Source organism: Fibrivirga algicola, from assembly GCF_011742925.1.
GTDB lineage: Bacteria > Bacteroidota > Bacteroidia > Cytophagales > Spirosomataceae > Fibrella > Fibrella algicola.
The window spans coordinates 1-22206 of sequence record NZ_WAEL01000014.1 but is presented as its reverse complement, the minus strand read 5'-3'; the positions used below and the strand labels follow the sequence as shown (position 1 = coordinate 22206).

General features: G+C 51.0%; 22 protein-coding genes. 10 read left to right on the top strand and 12 right to left on the bottom strand.

Annotation, left to right across the window (positions count from 1 at the left end; genetic code table 11):
* Positions 1-10: 10 nt before the first annotated feature.
* Positions 11-2866: a T9SS type A sorting domain-containing protein gene (locus F7231_RS26330; protein WP_166694221.1), complete on the top strand. Its 2856-nt coding sequence runs from the start codon at positions 11-13 to the stop codon at positions 2864-2866.
* Between the two features lie 61 nt (positions 2867-2927).
* Here F7231_RS26330 and F7231_RS26325 read toward each other — a convergent pair whose 3' ends face one another.
* A complete protein-coding gene (locus F7231_RS26325; protein WP_085413079.1) occupies positions 2928-3719 on the bottom strand; it encodes an OmpA family protein in 792 nt (263 codons plus the stop codon).
* A gap of 201 nt (positions 3720-3920) precedes the next feature.
* Between F7231_RS26325 and F7231_RS26320 the strand changes: the two genes are divergently transcribed.
* Positions 3921-4979: a hypothetical protein gene (locus F7231_RS26320; protein ID WP_208295703.1), complete on the top strand. Its 1059-nt coding sequence runs from the start codon at positions 3921-3923 to the stop codon at positions 4977-4979.
* Between the two features lie 58 nt (positions 4980-5037).
* On the opposite strand, the gene F7231_RS26315 is transcribed toward F7231_RS26320, so the two are convergent.
* Positions 5038-6084: a glycoside hydrolase family 130 protein gene (locus tag F7231_RS26315; RefSeq protein WP_445451890.1), complete on the bottom strand. Its 1047-nt coding sequence runs from the start codon at positions 6082-6084 to the stop codon at positions 5038-5040.
* Between the two features lie 93 nt (positions 6085-6177).
* On the opposite strand from F7231_RS26315, the gene F7231_RS26310 reads away from it, so the two are divergent.
* Both F7231_RS26310 and F7231_RS26305 read left to right on the top strand, forming a co-directional pair.
* Positions 6178-6408, top strand: a complete 231-nt coding sequence (locus F7231_RS26310) for a hypothetical protein (protein ID WP_085413081.1) — start codon at positions 6178-6180, stop codon at positions 6406-6408.
* Between the two features lie 16 nt (positions 6409-6424).
* The gene (locus tag F7231_RS26305) at positions 6425-6601 is read left to right on the top strand and encodes a hypothetical protein (RefSeq protein ID WP_157510639.1); all 177 of its coding nucleotides are present in this window, start codon (positions 6425-6427) and stop codon (positions 6599-6601) included.
* A 112-nt stretch (positions 6602-6713) separates the two neighbouring features.
* On the opposite strand, the gene F7231_RS26300 is transcribed toward F7231_RS26305, so the two are convergent.
* Complete coding sequence (locus F7231_RS26300; RefSeq protein ID WP_085413082.1) at positions 6714-7355, bottom strand: LysE family translocator; 642 nt, start codon at positions 7353-7355, stop codon at positions 6714-6716.
* 110 nt (positions 7356-7465) lie between these two features.
* Positions 7466-8014: an NUDIX domain-containing protein gene (locus F7231_RS26295; protein WP_166694220.1), complete on the bottom strand. Its 549-nt coding sequence runs from the start codon at positions 8012-8014 to the stop codon at positions 7466-7468.
* A gap of 50 nt (positions 8015-8064) precedes the next feature.
* Here F7231_RS26295 and F7231_RS26290 point away from each other — a divergent pair, with 50 nt between their 5' ends.
* Both F7231_RS26290 and F7231_RS26285 read left to right on the top strand, forming a co-directional pair.
* Positions 8065-9066 (top strand): cation diffusion facilitator family transporter, encoded by a 1002-nt coding sequence (locus F7231_RS26290; protein ID WP_085413084.1) that lies wholly within the window; start codon positions 8065-8067, stop codon positions 9064-9066.
* A 325-nt stretch (positions 9067-9391) separates the two neighbouring features.
* Positions 9392-10306, top strand: coding sequence for a sugar phosphate isomerase/epimerase family protein (locus F7231_RS26285; protein ID WP_166694219.1), 915 nt, complete (start codon positions 9392-9394; stop codon positions 10304-10306).
* A gap of 79 nt (positions 10307-10385) precedes the next feature.
* On the opposite strand, the gene F7231_RS26280 is transcribed toward F7231_RS26285, so the two are convergent.
* From F7231_RS26280 to F7231_RS26260, 5 genes are all read right to left on the bottom strand, one after another.
* A complete protein-coding gene (locus F7231_RS26280; RefSeq protein WP_085413086.1) occupies positions 10386-10811 on the bottom strand; it encodes a BrxA/BrxB family bacilliredoxin in 426 nt (141 codons plus the stop codon).
* 149 nt (positions 10812-10960) lie between these two features.
* Positions 10961-11272, bottom strand: a complete 312-nt coding sequence (locus tag F7231_RS26275) for a DUF59 domain-containing protein (RefSeq protein ID WP_085415149.1) — start codon at positions 11270-11272, stop codon at positions 10961-10963.
* 23 nt (positions 11273-11295) lie between these two features.
* Entirely contained in the window at positions 11296-11712 is a 417-nt protein-coding gene (locus F7231_RS26270; protein ID WP_085413087.1) for a SufE family protein, read from the bottom strand.
* A 13-nt stretch (positions 11713-11725) separates the two neighbouring features.
* Complete coding sequence (locus tag F7231_RS26265; protein ID WP_166694218.1) at positions 11726-12964, bottom strand: cysteine desulfurase; 1239 nt, start codon at positions 12962-12964, stop codon at positions 11726-11728.
* Between the two features lie 180 nt (positions 12965-13144).
* Positions 13145-13882 (bottom strand): phytanoyl-CoA dioxygenase family protein, encoded by a 738-nt coding sequence (locus tag F7231_RS26260; RefSeq protein ID WP_166694217.1) that lies wholly within the window; start codon positions 13880-13882, stop codon positions 13145-13147.
* A 444-nt stretch (positions 13883-14326) separates the two neighbouring features.
* Between F7231_RS26260 and F7231_RS26255 the strand changes: the two genes are divergently transcribed.
* From F7231_RS26255 to F7231_RS26240, 4 genes are all read left to right on the top strand, one after another.
* Entirely contained in the window at positions 14327-14914 is a 588-nt protein-coding gene (locus F7231_RS26255) for an acetylxylan esterase (RefSeq protein ID WP_229370413.1), read from the top strand.
* Positions 14915-15001: 87 nt separating this feature from the next.
* Positions 15002-16444, top strand: coding sequence for a family 43 glycosylhydrolase (locus tag F7231_RS26250; RefSeq protein ID WP_166694215.1), 1443 nt, complete (start codon positions 15002-15004; stop codon positions 16442-16444).
* 739 nt (positions 16445-17183) lie between these two features.
* On the top strand, positions 17184-17912 hold the full coding sequence (locus F7231_RS26245; protein WP_166694214.1) for an acetylxylan esterase: 729 nt from the start codon (positions 17184-17186) through the stop codon (positions 17910-17912).
* Positions 17913-17966: 54 nt separating this feature from the next.
* A complete protein-coding gene (locus F7231_RS26240) occupies positions 17967-19418 on the top strand; it encodes a family 43 glycosylhydrolase (RefSeq protein WP_166694213.1) in 1452 nt (483 codons plus the stop codon).
* Positions 19419-19527: 109 nt separating this feature from the next.
* Here F7231_RS26240 and sufD read toward each other — a convergent pair whose 3' ends face one another.
* The 3 genes from sufD to F7231_RS26225 form a co-directional block, all read right to left on the bottom strand.
* Positions 19528-20850, bottom strand: a complete 1323-nt coding sequence (gene sufD / locus F7231_RS26235) for a Fe-S cluster assembly protein SufD (RefSeq protein WP_085413093.1) — start codon at positions 20848-20850, stop codon at positions 19528-19530.
* Positions 20851-20963: 113 nt separating this feature from the next.
* Positions 20964-21719 carry a Fe-S cluster assembly ATPase SufC gene (sufC, locus tag F7231_RS26230; RefSeq protein WP_085413094.1) on the bottom strand — a complete coding sequence of 252 codons (756 nt, stop codon included), beginning with the start codon at positions 21717-21719 and terminating at the stop codon, positions 20964-20966.
* A 186-nt stretch (positions 21720-21905) separates the two neighbouring features.
* Positions 21906-22206, bottom strand: a 301-nt coding sequence (locus tag F7231_RS26225) for a hypothetical protein (RefSeq protein WP_166694212.1), incomplete at its 5' end; no start/stop codon positions are given.

The following is a 22206-nucleotide window of genomic DNA, read 5'->3' as shown; positions in this document are numbered from 1 at the left end:
TTGTTCCTGTATGATTCGATTCTATCGGCTTTTTTTGATATTCCTGTTCTGCTCTCTAAGTGGTTTATTATCAGCGCAGAACAATCAGCGATATCTAATGCTGTCGCTTGGCAATAACAACATTGGTAACGGCGATAACGGCATTGAGACAATCAATCAACTGAAAGCAAATGGGGGCAACAGTGTGTTGATCACCATGCTCTGGAGCACGATCAACAACTGGCGCAAAGACGACCCCAACCCCTGGCAGCAGTACGACGATCAGGTGGCCGCTGCCCGCCGAAACGGCATGAAAATCGCCATCCGGCTCTGGATCGACAATCAGCGTCTCGACACCCCCTCGGACCCCAACAATAACTTTGAAGACGGATACAATGGCTGGAACGCGGCCGACCGCATGCAGGGGTTCAACATATTCGGCCAGAACCTGCGCGTCTATCAGCAGTTCGATGGCCTGTACCTCAACCAGGGTACGTTTCGGGTATTTACTAGTTTTGCCGCCCCCGCTACCGTCGAGAAAGGCACCACGTTTGCCGCACGGGTAGCCCAGCGCTATAGCTATTTACTGAATACCAACGAACTCCTGTTTATCTGCGTGGGTACCACCGGGCAGGGCGAATTCGGGTATCCATCCAGCACGACAAAAGGCTTGCAGGGTGATTTTGAGCGGCTATACGACTATTCGGAGCCAATGGTGCAAGGCTATAGAGTGTGGCTGAGGTCGAAATACCGTGGGTCGATCAGCCGGTTGAAAGCCGCCTGGAAAGGAGACGGACAGCCGTCGGACAGCTTCGACCAGATTCGGCCTAAAGCACCCAACGGGGAGTTCAAGGGCGCATTTGAAGGTGAAGCCGGACGCGACTGGTACCGCTACCGGCATAGCGTGATGAAAACGTTTATGCTGGAGGTAGCAGCGGCGCTGAAAGCTGTAGACAACCGGTTTAAGGTCATTCAGGAATACGGTTCGGTATACGATAAACAATCGGTTCAGCGCGGAAGCTACAGCTTTAAAGACACCGGCGAAAGTCTCGACGGCATAAAAATAAATGACGATCACTCATCCGACTATCGCTTTTCAACCGACCTGATCCGATCCAATTCGCCGGGAAAACTGATTGTAAATGAAGTAGGTGGTAACCTGGGTCGGCTATCGAATCCGGTGCCACGCGAAGAGATGATTCGCCAGTTTGTCGAATGCTACGAGCACGGCACCCAGATTATTACGGCCTTTAATTTCGACTTTACGTATTCGATAGACCGCGACGTGATCCGGGAAATTGCGGCCCGTTACATTGCCAACACGGAGCCCGTAGCCCGTTTGCCGAAGCAAAGCGTAACCTTTACCACGTCGGGAATCCTGTACGGTGATGGGTGTGCGACAATCAGGAATTTCTACGTGCGCGATTGTCAGGCGTATAAAGACTGGCGGGCGGTGTATGACCTGAGCGGCGGCCAGCCGGTCAATCTGTTGCAGCAGGATGATTTGCTTATGGCCCCAACCATTGAGGCACCGCGTTACAACCGGGTGCTTGTGATTGGTAATGCCCTAACTGAAAAGGCTCCCGACGCCACCATTGGCTGGACAGGTGGCCCCTGGGGCATGGCCGCGACCAGTCGGGATAAAGACTATGTGAGCCTGCTGACCGAAAAGCTGCGCGAGCAAAATGCCGAAGTGTCGGTGCAGCGGCTCCGGCTCGATGACTGGGAGCAGACCTACACCAGCAAGACGTTTCCGTACCAAACAGCGGTAGCCAGCAAGGTCGCGGCGCTGTGGGGTGGTAACAAGCCCGATCTGGTGCTGATTTCTCTAGCGGAGAACATCGATCAGACTAACTTCAACGCCGACGTATTTCGGGACGAACTTCTGAAACTGGTCGTGTCGACGGGCGTGACCACAGGTATGGTTGTCTTACGCAATTCCTTTTTACCCGGTCAAAGCAAGTCAAATCTGGTGCTGCGGCAGGTGGCCAATGAAGCGGGCTGGCAGTTTGCTAATCTCAACTGCATTCGCAACGACGTGGGCTTAACGGCCCAAACCGACTGGCCGAAGGCCGACAGCCTGGTGAAACGCTACCCGGGTGATGCGGGCATGAAAGCCATCGCCGATATATACTGCGCACAGATTCCCGGCCTCAATTGCAATCAGACCGCGCCGGTGCCTACGGTCTCTAAAATACGGGTACATTTTGGCGTCGATTCCTGCCAGACCTGTAGCGACCGTTGTCGGAATGGCGTGGTGCAGGGTTCGCAGGATGGCGTTATCTGGACCACACTGGCCATTACAAGGCAGCCGGGCAAGGGTTGGAATGACTTTGTTGTCAATGCCGATCAGCCGTGGCGATATGTCAGGTACGTTGCTGCCAAAAACTGTTTTGGTGAACTGGCTGAGCTTGAGTTTTATGCAGGAAACCGGAAACTGCGCGGAACGCCCATTGGCAGTGGGGCCAGTACAGAGGATACAAGCTACACCGCTGCTTTTGATGGCAATACTGCTACGATCTGGCGGGGTACGTCGGCGGGCCCGCAGAACACGGCTGGCCTCGACTTTGGCGTGCCTTCGTCGGAGCCCGATCCGATTAGCTGGTGCCCCGACCTGGATGAATCAACAAAGGCGGCGCATCTGGAACTGGCGCCAAACCCGGCCGACGACTACCTGACGTACCTGTACCAGATGCCCACCAGCGAGGTCGTAACAATCGAAGTGTTCGATCTGGCAGGCCGGCTGCGGAGCCGTCAGCAACTGGCGGGTAGTGAAGCCCGGCAGCAGTATCAGGTCTACGTAGGTACCTGGCAACCGGGTATGTACATCGCCAAAATCAAGGCGGGCAACTATGCCACGTCGAAACGCTTCCTGATTGCCCGGTAGCGTTTCAGGTCGAGGCATAGCTACAAACGCAGAGCGATGAGTTGAATTGCCGGATTTGTAGCTATTCTTTGATGACCCGCATTTCGACACGCCGATTGAGCTGGCGGCTTTTCTCGTAGTTATTGGTGGCCACCGGGCGGGTTCCACCGTACCCCTTTGTGAAAATGCGAGTGGGCGCTACGCCTTTACCAACCAGAAATGCCTTAACCGTTTCGGCTCGTTGACGCGACAGGGCAACGTTTTGGTCAAAATCGCCCTGGTTATCGGTATGACCGGCCAATTCGATACTAATCGCTGGATTCTCGTTCAGGAAGGTAAGTACGCGGTCGAGGTCAACTCTGGCTTCCGGTACCATGTCGGCCGTGCTTTGGGTAAACTGAATGGCCCGCAGTTCAACTGTCTCGTCGGTAACCGTTAGTGGCTTTGCCGCGGCCGTTACCGGGGTTGCTTTCTGGTCGATCGCCAGTTTGGTGCCTGTCGACGTGGTCGCTACCGGCGCGGTGGGCATTATCGCTTTCCGCAGCAAAATAATTTTTCCCGTACGGCGATTAACCCGCCCGTCTGAGAAGTTCATCGATTCGCTGTGAGGAATGTAGCTCTGCGCCCGCACGACTACCGTGAATGCTTCTTTGGTACTCAGTTCGAGCCGAAAACTACCGTCTTTCTCGGTGAACTTAGATTGAAGCGTTTTTCCATTTGTGCCCACGCCCATTACAGTGGCACTGCTAATAGGCTGGCGGGTAGCTGCGTCGAGGATCAGGCCCTCGAGCGATGCTCTGTCATTCTGGCAAAATCCAGGGAGCGTACTGCAAACAAGCCCCAATGCGAGGCACACGTTACTGAATATGGTCATACTATGTAAGCAACGGGAAATAACCGTCAAAAGTACATCCAGCCCGTCGATAAACGCCAAAAAAAGCCTGTGTAATAGCGTCAAAAAAGGTTACAAAAAATGCCGAAAATTTATGTATAATACCTTGTATGTCAATGGTTTATGTGGGGGTCTAAAATGGTGAAAAGTGAACGCGCGCGTAGCCTTGTGCGTTAGTAGTGTATGAGAGAAACAACCAATGTGTCGATGGCTTCCATGCCTACGCAGATGCCCGTGCAACCTGCTCAGCCGGTGGACGAAAACTGGCGTAAATCGATTCCGGCGCAGGTGTTTTTGAACCACTTCTTCGCCATGGATTACCACATCCAGCATCAGAATGACCTGTTCGATGTGGCCAAATTTCCGATCTTCCGGCAGTTCGGAGGCTTGGGCGCGGCTGATCGGCAGTCGGCGTTGGAGAAGTTATTACTCAATAGCTGGAGTGCCGAGTATGCGCTCCGCATTACGCCTGTTATCAACGATCGGTCTGCCGACTCGGAGCAATACCTGCAAAGTTCGTTGCACTGGACGTTCCCGCAGGCTTATTACAGCGTGTTATTTAGTGCCCGCGCGTTTCTGGCCGTGCAGGGTATCAATGTGAGCAATGAAGAGCTGATTCGGAAGCGGATCGGCAACATGGTGGTGAAAGGGCATTATCCGGCTTCGGTTGGGTATTATGCGCTTGGCCCCATCAACAATTACCGCATCCAGCGCCTGCCCATGGCCAAACGGATGGCCGAGGCCGGCCGGTCTGACCTGACCCTGCCCTCTCGGCATACGTCGGCTCAGGTCGAAGTGGCGCAGTTTCTGAAAACCACGCGCGATCAGCGGATCAAGGCACTGCGTAATGCCGTGCAGAATAACCCCAAAACGGCCCTTCGGTCGTCGCGTACGGGCGAGATTCTGCAAAAGTTTGGCCCCGAGCAGTACAAGCAACTGGCCCGCCAAATCGGGTACACTACCTACTTCGATATGCTAAGTCGGCTGCGTATTTCGTCGACCAACCGGGAGATTGAGCGCTTTGTTGATTCCGAAGTAGACGTGCGGCTGTTTCACCAGAGTCTGGTTAGCATTGTGGCGCACGTGAACTCGCTCCACGAGGCGTATGTAGCCAAGGCGCTGGGTATCGAACGGTACCGGCAGTTGGTAGCCAAGCTGCCCACGTACCTGCAGGAGAGTTTTGTCCGCGACCGGCTCACCACTATCATCGAACCGTTGCTGACGGCCGCCGTTGCGGAGTAAACTACCCCTTTTGATTACCTTTGGTGAGCCCCTGTTTCGGAAACGTAATAGGGGCTTTTTACTGTAATTCCGTCAAAATAGCCAGCCCCACGCCCGAATCGGCCGCGCCGTAATAAACCCACCATTCAGTTGCTCCGTTTGGTAGTCGATTAGTCACCCAGCCGTTGCTAAATACCACATTGGGGAAAAAGCCGACCTGTTCCCACGGCAGGTCTGGCGTGAGGAGCGGTGTCTCCGACCGGGCAAGCAGTAAACCGGGGTCATCGGTATCGAGCAGGGCCAGCGCCAGCCCGTAGGCGTGTGTTTCACTGGCACCGTGATAGAGCAGCAGCCAGCCATCTCGGGTACGTACCGGCTCGGGACCAGCTCCAATTTTAGCGTACTCCCAGGCCGACCCTGATGCACCAAACACGTACCTGTGGTTGCCCCAGTGCACACCGTCTGGCGATTCACTGATCCAGACAGAGGGCTTCCCGATCTCAGAAACCATCGGACGGTGCAGCATGAGCAGTTTGCCGTTTACCCGTTCCGGAAAAAGGCAGGCGTCTTTGTTAGGGGGCGGCAATACCATGCCTACCCGGTCAACGTGTATAAAGTCGGTGGTTTTAGCCAGACCAACACCTGGTCCATTGGCCGATACTGCTGTATAGGTGATCCAATAGGTATCGTCGATGCGGGTAATTCGGGCGTCTTCAATGCCAAATGCTTCGTCGGGCCGGGCGGGGAAAAGGAAAGGCTGCTCATCAATAGTGAAATGAATGCCGTCGCGGCTGCGGGCCAGTCGCAGGTGACTCAGTGAGGTCAGGTACGTTTGCCCGTCCAGGGTCAATACCCGTGGGTCGTAGGGGGCGGCTGGTTCCGGGAAACGCCTGACCGTTAAAACTGACTCGCCGTCGATTGTTTCTACGATGGGGACGCTCAGCCAGCCGGGTTCAGAGGCAGGTGCTTCAGCTACCCGCAATAAGAGCAGAATCTCGTCGCCGAAGCGGCAGGCGGCGGGGTTGAATGCGCCAAGTACATTAAAGCCGGGGCCGTAGGGAGTAACATCCCGGGTGGTCAGGATTGGCTGGTCACTGTAGCGGTTAAGTGCGTAGTTTTTCATCATTTTTAGAGCCCACTGGCTCAATTCATACTAGCTTAACCAACTAATCAGGAGGTAATCTGTTATCTGGTTCGGAAACCTATTCAACACACAACAATGGCTTATAACGATACCCTGCTCGACGATGAGCAAGACGACGTGCTGATGATGACCCCAGACGACGACGCTGACTATGACGACGAAGGCTCTGGCTCGACCAGCGGCTACGGAGACACAACGGAAGACGACCTCAGCCTCGCCGATGATGAAGACGTCGAAGAACCGCTGGAGATTGACCCCGACGCTGATCTCCAGGGCGACGATTTTGACGACGATGACGACCTTTAATTAACCAACCAACAAGATGCCAGAAGACGCAGAAAAACCAGGCCAGACGGATCGCCGCCAGGACGACACCACAGCTCCGGACAGCGAAACCCAGTCGTCGGCAGATTCTGCCCAGGGCGAGCGGAATAATCCCGAAATTAACGAAGAAAAAACCGGCAGCCGGGTCAATGAACCGGCCGAGGGAGGGAGGTAAATTACGTTTGGGGTTTGCTGATTGTCGGTTGCTGTAACGCTGCTATCATTCCATTTCCATGGAGTGGCAACGCAACAGGAACCGGCAACCAGCAAACCCCAAATTTTTTAGCTTACCATCGATCGAGTAAAGCCATTAACGGATCGTAAAGCTTGGTCCAGGCTAAGCGGGCAGCTACAACAATGAAAACAACGCCTGTAATGCGATTGAAGGCCAGAGCCACGTTGGGGGTAAAAAACCGCTTTAGTTTGTGCGCGAAAATGGCCAGCGACGATTCGGCTACGGCCACGCCAAGTAGCGCAAATCCCATAAAAACTACCTGCTGCGTAGTATCGTAGCGCAGCGAATGGCGCAGGTACGCGGCAATGGTTACCCACGATACGAAGTTGATTGGGTTAAGCGCGTTCAGCAAAAAACCTGTGGTAAAATAATAGGCGTAGTTGCCAAATTTTGTCTTGGGATACGCGATGCGGGGCGTTCCTTTTATGATGTTGAACAAGCCCAATGCCACCAGAAATAGCACGCCAATAGCCGCCAGAACGGGCTCCAGCGCGTTGGAATGGGGAATGATCGACGTACCCAGTAAGGCAAACGTGACGTAGATTATATCGCCCAGCACCACGCCAAGGGTAATGGTAAGTCCAGCTTTGTAGCCGTTGTCGACGCTATTCTGTATGAGGGCGAAAAAGACGGTTCCGAAGGTCAGGCACAGCGCCACGCCCGTCAGAAAACCGAAAAGGATAGGTAAAAACATACGTTGTTGACCGTGCTGCACAAAGCAACAGGCAGTCGTTCAATAGTTAGTTGAAAGCGCACTGTATACTGCTACTCCCAACGGGCACTAAAAGTTTTAAGGTAGCGCATTTATATACCACGTTGCCGGGCCACCATCAGTAAGGCAGCCATGCTGATCGAGTCGGTAATTCGGCCATCCATTACCATGGCTACGGCCTCGCTAAGGGGTACTTTCAGCAACTGTAGATCTTCGGTCTCTTCGGGGGCGTGCGGGCCAGGCGTCAGGTCTTCGGCAACGTAGATAAAGCCTTCTTCGTCAGTAGCCGAGTTGGAGGTGTGAATCCGGGCGAGTTTCGTCCATCGGCCGGCAACAAATCCGGTCTCTTCCTGCAGCTCGCGTTGGGCCGACGCCAGTAAGTCGGTGCCGATGGGCGACCCCCCTTCGGGTATTTCCCAGGTGTATTCGTTTAGCGCATAGCGGTATTGCCCAACCAGGTACGTATATCCTTCTGTGTCTATAGGTATTACCCCCACCGCTTTGTTTTTAAAGCTTACTACACCGTAGATACCGGGAGTGCCGGCTGGTGTAATTACATTTTCGTGCCTGATTGCCAGCCAGTTATTTTCGTACTTAACTGTTGAATCAAGCGTTTTCCAGGGGTTTTTCGTTGTATCCATAAGGCGAAAATACGACGGTTTATCCCGTTCGCCGTATCTTTGTACACTCTATGAAGCTATTACAACACCCCAAAACACGCTGGATGGCTGTGTCGCTGGTGGTTGGTATCGGATTGCTGGTACTAAAATTTACGGCATTTTTTCTCACAAACTCGACCGCTATTCTGACCGATGCGCTGGAGTCGATTGTGAACGTAATAGCAAGCGCGTTTGCCCTGTATAGTTTGTACCTGGCCGGGCAGCCCCGTGACCAGAACCACCCCTATGGGCACGGTAAAGTCGAGTACCTGTCTTCAGGGTTCGAAGGTGCGTTGATTTTATCGGCTGGGTTAGTTATAATCTATGAGGCGATTGTCAGCTTTTTCGAGCCGACTACGCTCACCGATCTTGGCTGGGGACTTGGCCTGATCGGGTTTACGACGGCGGCCAATGCCTTACTGGGGTACACCTTGACTCAACAGGGCCAGAAAGCAGACTCTATTGCGCTGGTTGCCGATGGGAAGCACCTGCTGGTCGATAGCGTAAGTAGCGTTGTGGTAATGGTAGGCGTGGGGCTGGTGTGGCTGACAGGCTGGCTTTGGCTCGATCGAGTACTGGCGCTCGGTTTATCGTTGTTCATTATTTACAATGGCTGGTCCCTGGTTCGGGAATCGATCGGGCGGCTGCTCGACGAAACGGACCTGGCAACCATTGATCGGGTCGTCACCATTTTGGCCGACAACAGGCAACGGAACTGGATTGACGTGCATAACCTGCGGGTACAGAAATACGGAGCGGACCTGCACATCGATTGCCACCTTACCTTACCGTATTACTGGGATCTGCTCAATACGCACGATGAAGTCCGCCGGTTTGAAGAAACGCTACAGCAGGGTTTCTCGAGCGAAGTAGAAATTTTTGTGCACGCGGACCCCTGCCTTCAGGAGTGCTGCCACTATTGCAAAGTGGCCAACTGCCCTGTTCGCGCTCATGAATTTGTACGCGATGTGGTTTGGACAGCTGAAAATCTGCCGATCAACCAGAAGCATTTCGTGCCGGTAGGCTACCGTTGAAACAAGCTGGTATACAGCGATTCCATAAAATTGCACGGAGCTTTTTTATTGAAGAAAGGATTGACCCCGCACGGCCACGCAGCGCCTCTGTATAAGTTTATAGTATAGCTTCTTCTTTTCTTCTTGACATATTCGCCGAAAAAATTGTACCTTTCGGATGTATCATTTCGCTGATGCCAAGGGTTGGTTCACCAACAGAATGATATTCAGGTTGTATTCTGAACTGGAAAGACGGGTTGCCTTACATCCCGTCTTTTTTTATGCCGTAGATTCTGGCCTGTATTAACTTATAGTCGTAGAAAATAACACGAACCAACTAGTCGCCATGACGAATCTAGATCGCCGGTCCTTTCTTAGATCTGCCGGAGCCCTCGCTGCAGCTACTGCCTTACCCGCCTGGGCCGAAGCTGGTGCTGCCAAGTTACCGTTTTCAATTTCACTTGCCGAGTGGTCACTTCATAAAGCCCTCTTTAGTAAGCAGATTACCAACCTCGATTTTCCGGGTATTGCCAAAAAAGAATTTGGCATCAATATCGTCGAATACGTAAACCAGTTTTTTAAAGATAAAGCGCGGGACAAGGCTTATCTGGATGAGCTGCTGATGCGCTGCAAAGACAACGGCGTGACCAATCACCTGATCATGATTGATGGAGAGGGCCCGCTGGCTGATCTGGACGCCACGAAGCGTAACCAGACGGTTGAGAACCATAAAAAATGGATTGAGTGCGCCAAGTACCTCGGGTGTAAAACTATTCGGGTCAATGCGCAGGGTAGTGGTTCACCTGAAGAGGTAGCCAAAGCAGCCGTAGAAGGACTTAGTAAACTAGGTGAAGTGGGTAAGGCGTCGGGTATCAACGTGATCGTTGAGAACCACGGCGGTATCACATCCAACGGTGCCTGGCTGGCTGGTGTAATTAAGCAGGTGGGGATGAAGAACGTGGGTACGTTACCCGACTTCGGTAACTTCTGCATGAAGCGCAGCGCTACCGGTTGCGACGATTCGTATGATCGCTACAAAGGCACGCAGGAGCTGATCCCGTATGCCAAAGGGCTATCGGCAAAAACCTACGATTTTGATGAAAAAGGAAATTGCGTCGAAACTGACTATACCCAGATCATGAAGATCGTAAAGGATAGCAAGTTCAAAGGCATCATCGGCATTGAATACGAGGGCAGCAAACTCGACGAATACGCCGGTATCCGCAAAACAAAGGAGCTGCTGGAGCGGGTGGGGCAATAACAGGTTGAGGTTGCGCTGCTAGCCTACCATATGGTGAATTAGCGGCGCAACCTCAAACGACAAACGTCAAACTAGTTCTCTACGCTTTCTCGCAGAACTCTTCCAGCGCCATTTCCAGGTGCTGCGCGATCATCTGAGCCGAACGGCCTTCGATATGGTGGCGCTCGATGAAGTGTACCAGATCACCATCTTTGAAGATACCGATGGCTGGTGACGAGGGCGGATAAGGCAACAGGTACTCGCGCATCTTCGCTGTAGCGTCGATGTCAGCACCAGCAAATACTGTATACAGGTGATCGGGCTTTACGCCAGCCAGCGACAAGGCTGCTTTCACACCCGGACGGGCAGCACCAGCGGCACAGCCGCATACTGAGTTTACAACCACCAGCGCGGTACCTTCGGCATTGGCCATGGCAGCGTCAACGTCGGCGGCAGTTGTCAATTCCTGAAAACCAACGCTGGTCAGGTCTTCCCGCATAGGGGCAACTAAATGAGGAGGATACATACTGATTATTCGTCTTGAAAATCGTTTTTGAAAATAAAGCCGAGTCTTGAAAGCCAGTTTTGTGTAATAGACCTACCTGGCGCTGTCACGAAACGCGACCTTCCAGGCTTAGTACTACCCCTTAAAAACGGCCGTCCAGCCTCAAAAGATTACATAAACCCAAGTTCTAATTTAGCCACTTCCGACATCATTTCGGAACTGTAGGGCGGGTCGAACGTCAATTCGACGCTTACATCGTTCACGCCCGGTACGTCACGGACTTTCTGCTCAATTTCGCTGGGGATCTCCCCGGCCGACGGGCACGAGGGGGAGGTCAGCGTCATGAGAATATACACGTTGTTGACCGGAAAGATCTTGATCTCATAGATGAGGCCAAGCTCGTATACATCTACCGGAATTTCGGGGTCATATACACTTTTAAGAGCCAGTACAACCTGCTCTTTCAATTCAGTTTCTGACATAATCGTCGCATTCATAAGGCGTATCAGGCGTTTGCCAGGGCAAACGATTTCATGCGTTGGATCATTGATGCCATACCGCCGGCGCGCCGAGACGTAACCAGATTACTGAGGCCGATACGGTCAATGAAGTACAGATTGGCACTGGCTACATCGTCCGGCTTTTCGTCAGAGAGCACCCGGATGAGCAGGCTAACCAAACCCCGGCTAATCTGAGCGGTTGGTTCAGCATCTGCTTCAAAATGCACCAGCTCGCCGTTTAGTTCGCTGTTTAGCCACACCTTCGACTGACAGCCCGGAATTAAATTCTCGGGTACGTGCAGCGAGTCGGGGAGTGGCGGCAGTTTTTTGCCGAGGTCAATAATGTATTGCGTTTTATCTAGCTGATCGTCGAAGAGGTCAAACTCCTCGATGATCTCGTCTTGCTTCTCGTTTATTGTCATACGCTGTTTACGCCTAGGCCATCATGGTTTTTACACGGTGTAGCCCTTTCACAAGCCGATCGATTTCGTCGGTTGTGTTGTAAACCGAAAACGAAGCCCGCGTGGTTCCGGCAATGCCGAGGCGGCGCATCAGAGGCTGGGTACAGTGATGGCCCGTCCGAACGGCGATACCCTGCTGGTCGAGAATGACGCCGGTATCTTCGTGGTGAATGCCATCCAGCACAAACGAGATTACGCTGATTTTTTCTTTGGCGGTGCCAATAATGCGCAGCCCGTCAATGCTTTGGAGGGCGTTGGTTGCGTAGGCCAGCAATTCGTGTTCGTAGGCGGCAATGTTATCTTTTCCCAGCGAATCGACGTAATCGATGGCGTTCTTCACGGCGATCACATCGGCGATGTTGGGCGTACCTGCCTCAAACTTATAGGGAATGTCATTGTAGGTCGTCTTCTCGAAGGTAACTTCCTTGATCATCTCGCCGCCACCCCGGAAGGGCGGCATCGCTTCGAGGATCGCCCGTTTGCCATAGAGCACGCCCATACCGGTCGGCCCAAACAGCTTATGGGCCGAGAACACGTAGAAATCACAGTCAAGCGCCTGCACGTCGATGTCGATATGAGAACTAGCCTGCGCGCCGTCGATCAGTACCACCGCGCCTACCGCGTGCGCTTTGTCGATGATCGTTTTAACCGGGTTAATGGTCCCCAGGGCATTCGACACGTGCACGACAGACACCAGCTTGGTGCGTTCGGTGAGCAGTTTCTCATACTCGTCCATCAGCAGTTCACCCGCGTCATTGATCGGGATCACCTTTAGCGTACAGCCACGTGCCTCGCAGAGCATCTGCCAGGGTACAATATTGGAGTGGTGCTCGAGGGTCGAGATAATGACCTCATCGCCCGGTCCCAGGTACGTTTGTCCATAGGTTTTCGCCACCAGGTTAATACCATCGGTAGTGCCGTAGGTGAAGATGATCTCTTCAGCCTCCCGGGCATTCATAAACGACTGAACAGCCCGGCGGGTAGCTTCAAAATTGGCGGTTGCCCGTTCGGCCAGCGCGTGGATACCCCGGTGAATATTGGCATTGTCGTGCTCGTAGTAATAGGTGAGCGCGTCGAGCACGGTACGGGGCTTCTGCGTAGTGGCGGCGTTGTCGAAATAAACGAGCGGCCGGCCGTTGACAAGTTGGTCAAGTACCGGGAAATCGGCCCGGATCTTCTGAATATCGAGCGGTGTCTGCGTAATGGCTTGCATACGTATAGAACACCGGAACCGCCCGAAAAAGTTGACTCAACCTATATGAATCTGGCCGTTGACTGTCAGTTCATAAGCGTTTGTAAGGTCCTGGAACTACATCCCGTGTCTTAAGAAATGCCTGTCTCGCCTCTTCTATGATTCAGGCATCACTATACGGTAGGCGTTCATCAGAAGGGATCAGACATCTAAAATCTGCCGGCCTTTCTCGCCGATTCGCTGTAGGGTTTCCTGTGTTATATACTTTTTTTGGTCAATTTGTTGCGGCTGGTCTCTGGTACTGAAATAGCTATGGATGCTCCGCCGGTCGTGGTCTGTCTTATTGGTTGTGCCACCATGCCATACATGCGAGTTGAAAATAAAGACAGACCCGGCAGGCGCGATGATGTAAATCTCGTCTGGATGTTTGTCAGAAGTGTCTGCCATAGCTTCACTGGGCAAAACAGACAGTTTGTGCGTTTTGGGGACTATTCGCGTAGCGCCATTGTGTTCCGTAAAATCGTCTAAAAGCCAGATGCTGTTACAGACCTTATACGATCCGTGAGCGACCGTATTTTTCCAGTCTACATGAAGTTGCTGAAGGCCCTTGTTTGGTTTGGCAGCCCGATAATTCAACGACGATAATTTGTAATGCTGCCCTAAAACGGCTTCAATTCCAGCCAGCACGCGTGGATGCGTATAAAAGACATCAAAGACCTCTCCTTTATTGACAAGGTCTGCCAACCGATCAGCGCCCTCTTCTTTTGGATGACGTATGTACTTCGATTCAGCCAATTCATAGCCCGCGTTCGCTCCTTCGCTTTGTATCAGTTCGGCAAGACGATCATTGATCCGGTTCACCTGATCAGTCGTCAATAACCGGCCTAAATCCAGATACCCATAGGTATCTAGAAACTCGATCTCTTCTTTCGTTAGCATACCAATGAACGATATGTAAGGAGTGATACTATCTCAATGAAAAGACAGAAGCGGGATATCCTAGCTTTTTAACCACTATCTTCTACCCGATGGGGGATCACTGAACGTCCTAGTTGGAAACTAGTGTGACTGTTTTTACAGACGAATTCAGGCTAGTTTAATTTCAGACGAATCTCGAGACCCATTCAGCCCTCGTTTTAGTCGTTTCTTTGAGTAGGAGTAGGTTTACTTAAATGAAGCTTACTGTAAAAACACCGACCCTTACCAGAGAAATCTGCTATGAACAGAAAGCGCGAAACCTTGCTGTTGGCTATACCTTTTGTTGTTTTATCTGCATTACAACTAGGTGCCTTTGCCGCTTTTGCACAGGGCCCGGGACAAAGACTACCGCTACCTCCTATACCGTTGAAAAGCGATACGACCCATAGCTTATCCAAACACTTCTTGCCCGCTTCTATCACCAAAAAAGCACCGGATACTAAGGGCTTTATTCAGCGTTGGCTGGTGCTGGAACCGGTGAAGAAAGATATTGTCAGAAATAATATTTTCACCGACAACTACCTCCGAACAACGTTCGCGGCCGATAATTTTTCGGACGATTACAACGCAGTCCCACGAAATGGCGACTCGGTAAAGGTGGGAAATCAGGAACTGAAGTGGTATGCATTGGACAGCAAAGTGTTCAACGTTAATCTATACCATTTTACTTATGCCATTAACAAACCCAGATACGGAATACTTGTCTGGCTTGTCACGGTTATCGATTGCCCCGAAGAAATCCAGAATGTCAGGATGGCCGCCGGGTGTAATTCCGGGAGTATGTGGTGGCTGAACGGGCAGGAAGCAATGCTGCTTTCCGGTGACCGGGATATGATTGCCGATAATGTTACCTCAGACCGTTTAACCCTCAAAAAGGGGCGGAACATCATCCGGGGGGCAGTCATAAACGGACCGGGTATGGCTAATTTCTGCATTCGATTTTTAGACGAGAAGGGATCGCCCGTGAAAAATCTCGGTATTAGCTACAAGTAGGCACTCTTCTACAAAAAGTAGCTAGGTCAAAATTGCTTTTGGGTGAAGGCCCTGGAAGAAATAGCCGTCTGTTCAACGATAGTTTACATGAAAGGAATGAACGTACCTGGCTTAATAAGCTTACTCGCTTTACTGACAACACAAACTGTATGGGCGCAGGTCGGAAGACCATTTATCCATGATCCGTCGACAATTCAAGAATGTGAAGGGAAGTTTTACACGTTTGGCACAGGTGGTGGCGGATTAATTTCCGGCGATGGCTGGACATGGAATGGAGGTGGAGTGAGGCCGGGTGGCGGCGCGGCCCCTGATGTCATTAAAATCGGTGATCGTTATTTGGTCATATATGGAGCAACCGGTGGGTCGCCCAACCACAAAGGAGCCATTCTGACCATGTGGAACAAGACGTTGGACCCTAAATCACCTGATTTTAAGTATTCTGAACCCGTTGTCGTGGCTACGTCGGATGGCTATGAAGAGAATGATGCCATTGACCCAGGTGTGATGTTGGATCCTACTACCGGTCGTCTTTGGCTAACCTACGGCACCTATTTTGGCTTTATACGTCTGATCGAGTTAGACCCCAAAACAGGGAAGCTCAAGGCAGGGAACAAACCTGTCGATGTGGCTATTGTGTGTGAAGCCAGCACCCTCGTATTTCGTGATGGTTGGTACTACCTGCTTGCCACACATGGCAGTTGTTGCGATGGGGCCAACTCTACCTACAATGTTGTAGTAGGCCGTTCCAAAAAAGTAACGGGCCCTTACCTCGATAATGTAGGAAGAAGCATGTTGGAAGGGGGTGGTAAAATGGTAGCTGCCACCCGCGGAGGATTGATTGGCCCCGGGCATTTCGGACATATCGTTCTTGAGAAAGGCGTTGAAAAAATGTCTATCCACTACGAAGCCGATTTAGAGCAGGGTGGTCGGAGCGTGTTAGGCATACTACCGGTAGTCTGGAAAGATGGATGGCCCATTGCTGGAGAAAAATTTAAAGAGGGCAACTATGAAATTGAATCAGTACGAAGAGGATATGGGTTAGAATTGGCCGTTGATTTTACCAGAATGCCCGTTGGTCCACGGGGATCTGGACAGCCTAGCAATAACCCAATTAAGCCCGTTCCGACTCAGCAGTTAGCCGATGTTATGAAAAATTGGCCCACTGGAACAATTAGTTTGCGCCTAGGCGACTACATGTCTCGTCCCCATCAGAAATGGACGATTGTCGATGCCCCTGACACGACCGGGTATTTAGGCGGACCTTATTATAAAATTGTACTGGCAGGTACAGACCGGGCATTAGCGGCCACTGCCGATGCAACCGTACTTACCGTACCCGCGTTTACCGGTGCGCCTGAACAGCTATGGCGAATCGATCAATTGACTGATGGTACCTATCGAATCATGCCTAAGGAAACTCCTAATTCAAGGAAGAAACTAGCGCTGGTATCTTCTGGAGATAGCACACCGACATTAGCGGAGTTTGATTTTAATAGCGATAATTCTAAATGGAATTTTAGAGCTCCGTAAGTATAGGCTCTTATACGAGTAGTGATAAAATCAATGCTGCTGTATATCTAAAAAATTTAGTCTGAAAAGATTGTTACATAACCCAACGTTGGACAGCTAGTTTCGTTGGCTAATTAAAAAATCAGCGAACCAGCACCTATACTTGCTGGTTCGTTTATGTTAGGCATTTCAGAAGCGCGAATTTATCTATTCAGGCTATCAGACAAGAATACTGACTAATTCATTCAGAATAAATACCGCGTACCTGGTAAGCAGAGCCCGGACAACTAATTAATTAAAAATACACTTGTTTTTTTTTCTACCCCAAAAGGATAATGCGTTCTTATGTTGGCTTGGCCCCGAAGCGTATTCATTGCTATCAATTTAGCTAAATAGAGAGATTTACTTAACTAGTTAAAAATCTTCATAAAGAGGGATGGAAAGTATAGATATTTAACTATATGATTATACTTTGTTGTTTGTGATTGGGTAAACTGGCATAGCCACATTGAAAGCGGCGACTTTTATGCAATGCGTTGGTTTTCAATGGTTATATGCTAAAAGTGAAGGGTTCGAAAACCGACCTTGACAATATACGTACCCATTCCCACTTGCGGAGAAGACTGTTTTTGCTTTGGCAGGAATGATTAAACGCCTTCTGTAACACGCTTCCTTTTTTCAATACTGTACTTTTTGTACCTAGATGAAGCGCCGTTCCTGATTATAACAAGTATAAACATTGTAAGAATTAACTATGACTATGAACCGTAAAACACTGGTGTTGGCGGCGGGCTTTGGAATTTTGGCAGGTCTAGGGTTACAAAGTTGTTCCTCTACATCAAAGGGACCAATGAAAGGTACCGCCAAAAGCGACACTACACGCAGTATTGCCCTTTACTTCACGCCGGCTACGGCATCAAAAAAAACACCGGATGCCGACGGTTTTATTCAACGCTGGCTCTTGTTAGAGCCAATTAACAAGCCAAACCGCAGCAACACTGTTTTTACAGATAGCTATCTCAGAACAGCCTTTGCAACCGAGTATTTCCCTAACCAATTTACCGTTCTTCCTAAAGGGGGTGAAAAAGTAAAAGCAGGCGAGCAGGAGTTGACGTGGCATGCACTGGAAAGCAAAAACTTCAATGTCAAATTATTTCGCTTTGCATACGGGTTGAACAAACCAACGTACGGCGTTCTGTTTTGGGCGGTAACGGTAATCAACAGTCCGCAGGAGTTGAAAAACGTACGGATGGCTGTTGGGTCAAACGCCGCATCAATGTGGTGGCTGGATGGTAAAGAAGCTCTGCTGCTTTCTGGCGATAGACGCATGGTAATGGATGATGGTGTCTCAAATCGCCTAACACTTAAAAAGGGGAAGAATATAGTCCGGGGAGCCATTATTAATGGCCCTGGAATGAGTGATTTCTGTGTTCGCTTCCTGGACGAAAAAGGGGCGCCGGTGAAAAACCTCACTATTAGTTACGAGTGAAATCAGTTAGTCATCCCGTTTTAAACGTTCAATTCTACAGAAATTGGCAGTATCATGAAAGTAAGGAGTACACTACTGGGCGCAATAGCCCTGTTATCCGTGTGGTCAACCGGGACCGTGCAGGCACAAATTGGGAAGCCATTTATCCATGATCCGTCGACAATTCAAGAATGTGAAGGGAAGTATTACACATTCGGTACAGGGAGAGGCGGCTTAATATCTGAAGATGGCTGGACTTGGAACGGTGGTGCAGAACGGCCGGGTGGAGGTGCTGCCCCGGATGTACTAAAAATTGGCGATCGGTACCTGGTTGTCTATGGCGCAACGGGTGGTGGTTTGGGCGGTGGCCATAATGGACGAATACTCACCATGTGGAACAAAACACTTGACCCAAAGTCTCCCGACTTTAAGTATTCGGAAGCGATCGTAGTTGCCTCGTCCGACGGTGTTGAAGATAATGATGCCATCGATCCTGGATTGCTTCTTGATCCAACCGATGGTCGTTTGTGGGTATCATACGGTACCTATTTTGGGTTCATTCGCCTTGTTGAACTTGATCCCAAAACAGGAAAGCGAGTGGAAGGGAACAAGGCAATTAATATTGCCATTGACTGTGAAGCCACCGACCTGATGTATAAAGATGGTTGGTATTACCTGCTCGGTACACACGGCACCTGCTGCGATGGAGCAAACTCAACCTATAACATCGTGGTTGGCCGCTCCAGAAAAGTAACCGGTCCATACCTTGATAATGTAGGCAGAGACATGCTAAAAGGGGGCGGTAAAATGGTGCTTGCCGCTGGTGGACGAGTTAACGGACCCGGACATTTTGGCCGTATCGTTATCGGCGATGGCGTTGAAAAAATGTCCTGCCATTATGAAGCAGATTTAGACCAGAGCGGACGTAGTGTATTAGGGATTCGTCCATTACTCTGGAAAAATGGGTGGCCTGTTGCCGGCGATAATTTTAACGAAGGGACGTACGAGATTGAGTCTGAACGAAGAGGATATGCTCTGGAATTGGCAGTCGACTTTACAAGAATGCCCGTAGCCCCGCGAGGAGCCAACCGGAACAATGACGAACCGGTGAAACCTGTACCCTCGCAGGGATTATCGGACGTTATTAAAACATGGCCGACCGGAACTATTGGTGTGCGAATAGGGGATTACATGTTTCGCCCTCATCAGAAATGGACGATTACGGTTGTTCCCGGTGCGGGCGGTTACTTGGGTGCTCCTTATTACAAAATACTGATTGCAGGAACAGAGCGCGCGTTGGCAGCAACAGCTGATGCCGAAGTGATTTCGGTTCCCACATTCACCGGGGCTCCGGAACAGCTATGGCGAATTGAGCAACTGGTTGATGGGACATATCGAATAATGCCTAAGGTCGTGCCGAATTCAAAAGAGGACCTAGTATTGGTATCTTCCGGAGATAGCACACCGACACTGTCGACGTTTGATATGACTAGCGATAATTCTAAATGGAATTTTAAAGCTCACTAAACAAAGTTTAGAGTCGCGTTTCTGTTACGCATAATCACGATACAGTCAATAAAAAAAGGGGACGCTACAACTATGTAGCGTCCCCTTTTTTTATTGACTGTAGACGTACCTACAACGCCAGTTTTTCGCGGATGATACCTTCGAGGTACTCACGGATAGGCTGGATTTTGATGTTGCTTACTACCTCTTCAGCGAAGGCGTAGAGCAGCAGCGTACGGGCCGCATCTTTCGGAATACCGCGTGATTGAAGGTAAAACAATGCTTCTTCGTTCATTTTGCCGGTTGTTGTTCCGTGCGAGCATTTTACATCGTCGGCGTAGATTTCCAACTGCGGCTTCGTGTTCATGCTGGCATCGGGCGACAGCACCACGTTCTTGCACGACTGGTAGGCGTTGGTTTTCTGGGCGTCGGGGCGAACGTAGATCTTACCGTTGAAAACACCCGTGCCTTTATCGTCCAGAATGCCTTTGTACAGTTCATTGCTGTAGCAATTGGGCATCGCGTGGTCAACGAGCGTGTGGTTGTCGACATGCTGTTTGCCATTAGGCATGTACAGACCGTACATAAACGACTCGCAGTGCTGACCATTGAGCACGATATTCAGGTCATTACGCACAAAGCCACCGTTCAACGTGATCGTGGCGTTGTAATAATGACTATTGTCGGCCTGGTTAACCTGGGTACGTCCAATGTGATACGCCCGCTCCGAATCATTCTGAATCCGGTAGTGCTCAACGCGCGCCTCCGCCGCTACTACTACTTCGGTCACTACGTTGGTAAAGCCGGCGTTGTCGCCCAGTGTCCGATACGATTCCGCCACTTTTACTTCGGCGTTACGGCCCACCACAATCAGGTTGCGGGGCTGAACGGCCACGTTGTGGTAACGGGCGTCAGTGATGAATCGCAGAATAACGGGCTGGTCAACTACTTTGTTGTCGGGAATGCGAATGAACACCCCATCCTGAGCAAAGGCTGTATTCAGGGCCGTAAAGGCGCTATCCTGAAAATCGGCGTAGCGGCTAAAGTGCAGCCCAATCGTTTCAGCATCGGTTTGCTGCGCTTCGGCAAAGCTTTTGATTTGCAGATGGGTAGCCGGACTAACGATCTGCGAGAGGTCGGCGCGGTAATGCCCATTCACGAAAAAGAGGATGTTGCCTTCCAGGTTTGGAATCTGCAACGGAGCCATATCCTCGGCGGTAAGCGAAGAGCCATCGTCGAACGAGTACTGCTCACCGATCATCGATTTCACGTTCGAGTATTTCCACTCTTCGTGCCGGATGGTGGGAAAGCCCAGCGTCTCGAACGACTGCAGGGCTGACCGACGTACCTGATGAAAGGCTGATTTACTTTCGCCGTTCATGCGTTCCTCGCCCTCGCGGAAAGCCGCGATCAGCTGGTCTTTGAAAGACGTATATTCTTGATTGGAATTCATAGGAGTGAAGTCTTGATAGTCAGTAGAACTAAGTAGCCCGGAGTCTGAACCGCTGAAAAGTGCTTATAAACGACTTTCTCAGCTCCGGACGTACGACTGTTACCGACTAAAGTTTACGCGGCTTCCACTTCGGCTTTGATCCAGTCGTAGCCTTTTTCTTCGAGTTCGTAGGCCAGTTCTTTCGTACCTGATTTCACGATCCGGCCTTTGTAAAGTACGTGTACGTAATCGGGAACGATGTAATCGAGCAGACGCTGGTAGTGGGTAACCACAATGGCTGACCGTTCTGGTGAGCGCAGCTTGTTCACGCCTTCAGCAACGATACGCAGCGCGTCGATGTCGAGGCCAGAATCGGTTTCATCAAGAATAGCCAGTTTCGGTTCGAGCATGGCCATCTGGAAGATTTCATTTCGCTTTTTTTCGCCACCCGAAAATCCTTCGTTCAGCGACCGGCTCAGTAATGACTGGTCGATGTTGACGAATTTCATGCGTTCCTTCATCAGCTTCAGGAACTGTACGGCATCCAGGGGGTCCTGACCGCGGTATTTCCGAATCTCGTTCAGGGCTGTTTTCAGGAAGTTGGTGGTGCTTACACCCGGAATCTCGATAGGGTACTGGAAGGCAAGGAAAATGCCTTCGGCGGCGCGAACTTCGGCCGACATATCCAACAAATCTTTACCGTCGAAGTCAACATGGCCACCGGTGACATCGTAGTCTTCCCGGCCAGCCAAAACAGAGGCCAATGTACTTTTACCCGAACCGTTCGGTCCCATGATGGCGTGCACTTCACCTGGCTTAATTTCCAGGTTAATGCCTTTCAGGATCTGCTTATCGCCAATGGAGGCCTGTAAGTTACTGATGGATAGCATATTATCTTATATGTGTCAGCTAAAATGAAGGGGCAAAGGTACGCTTTTAGCCCCAATGTGTCTGTATGGCTAACAAACAATTCCTGGTAAAAGTTGAGCGTTTATGCCGGGTCAGTAAACGTAAAAACGCCTCCTGCCGTGAAGCAGGAGGCGTTTTTATAAACTACCGGTACAATCAGGTCAGAATTAGTTGACCTTCCGAATCATAATCGGTACGCAGGCTGGCACTGGACACACACAGGCGGCCGGGTCAAGGGCTACCGTAAGGGTGCTTGTGCAGATACCATCGGCGCCGTAGAGACGAACCAGGTACGTTACCCGTTGCGTTGGGTTCGGCAGGTTCGTAAACGTGTAGGCGTTGCCCGTTACGGCTACCGCACTGGCGAAGTCAGGCAGGGTAGTGCCGTCGGCCGCTGAGATGCTTACCCGTACCGTGTTCGACAGACCTGTCAGAGCGATGCTGGCGTCGTTGTTAGCCGTTGCCCCA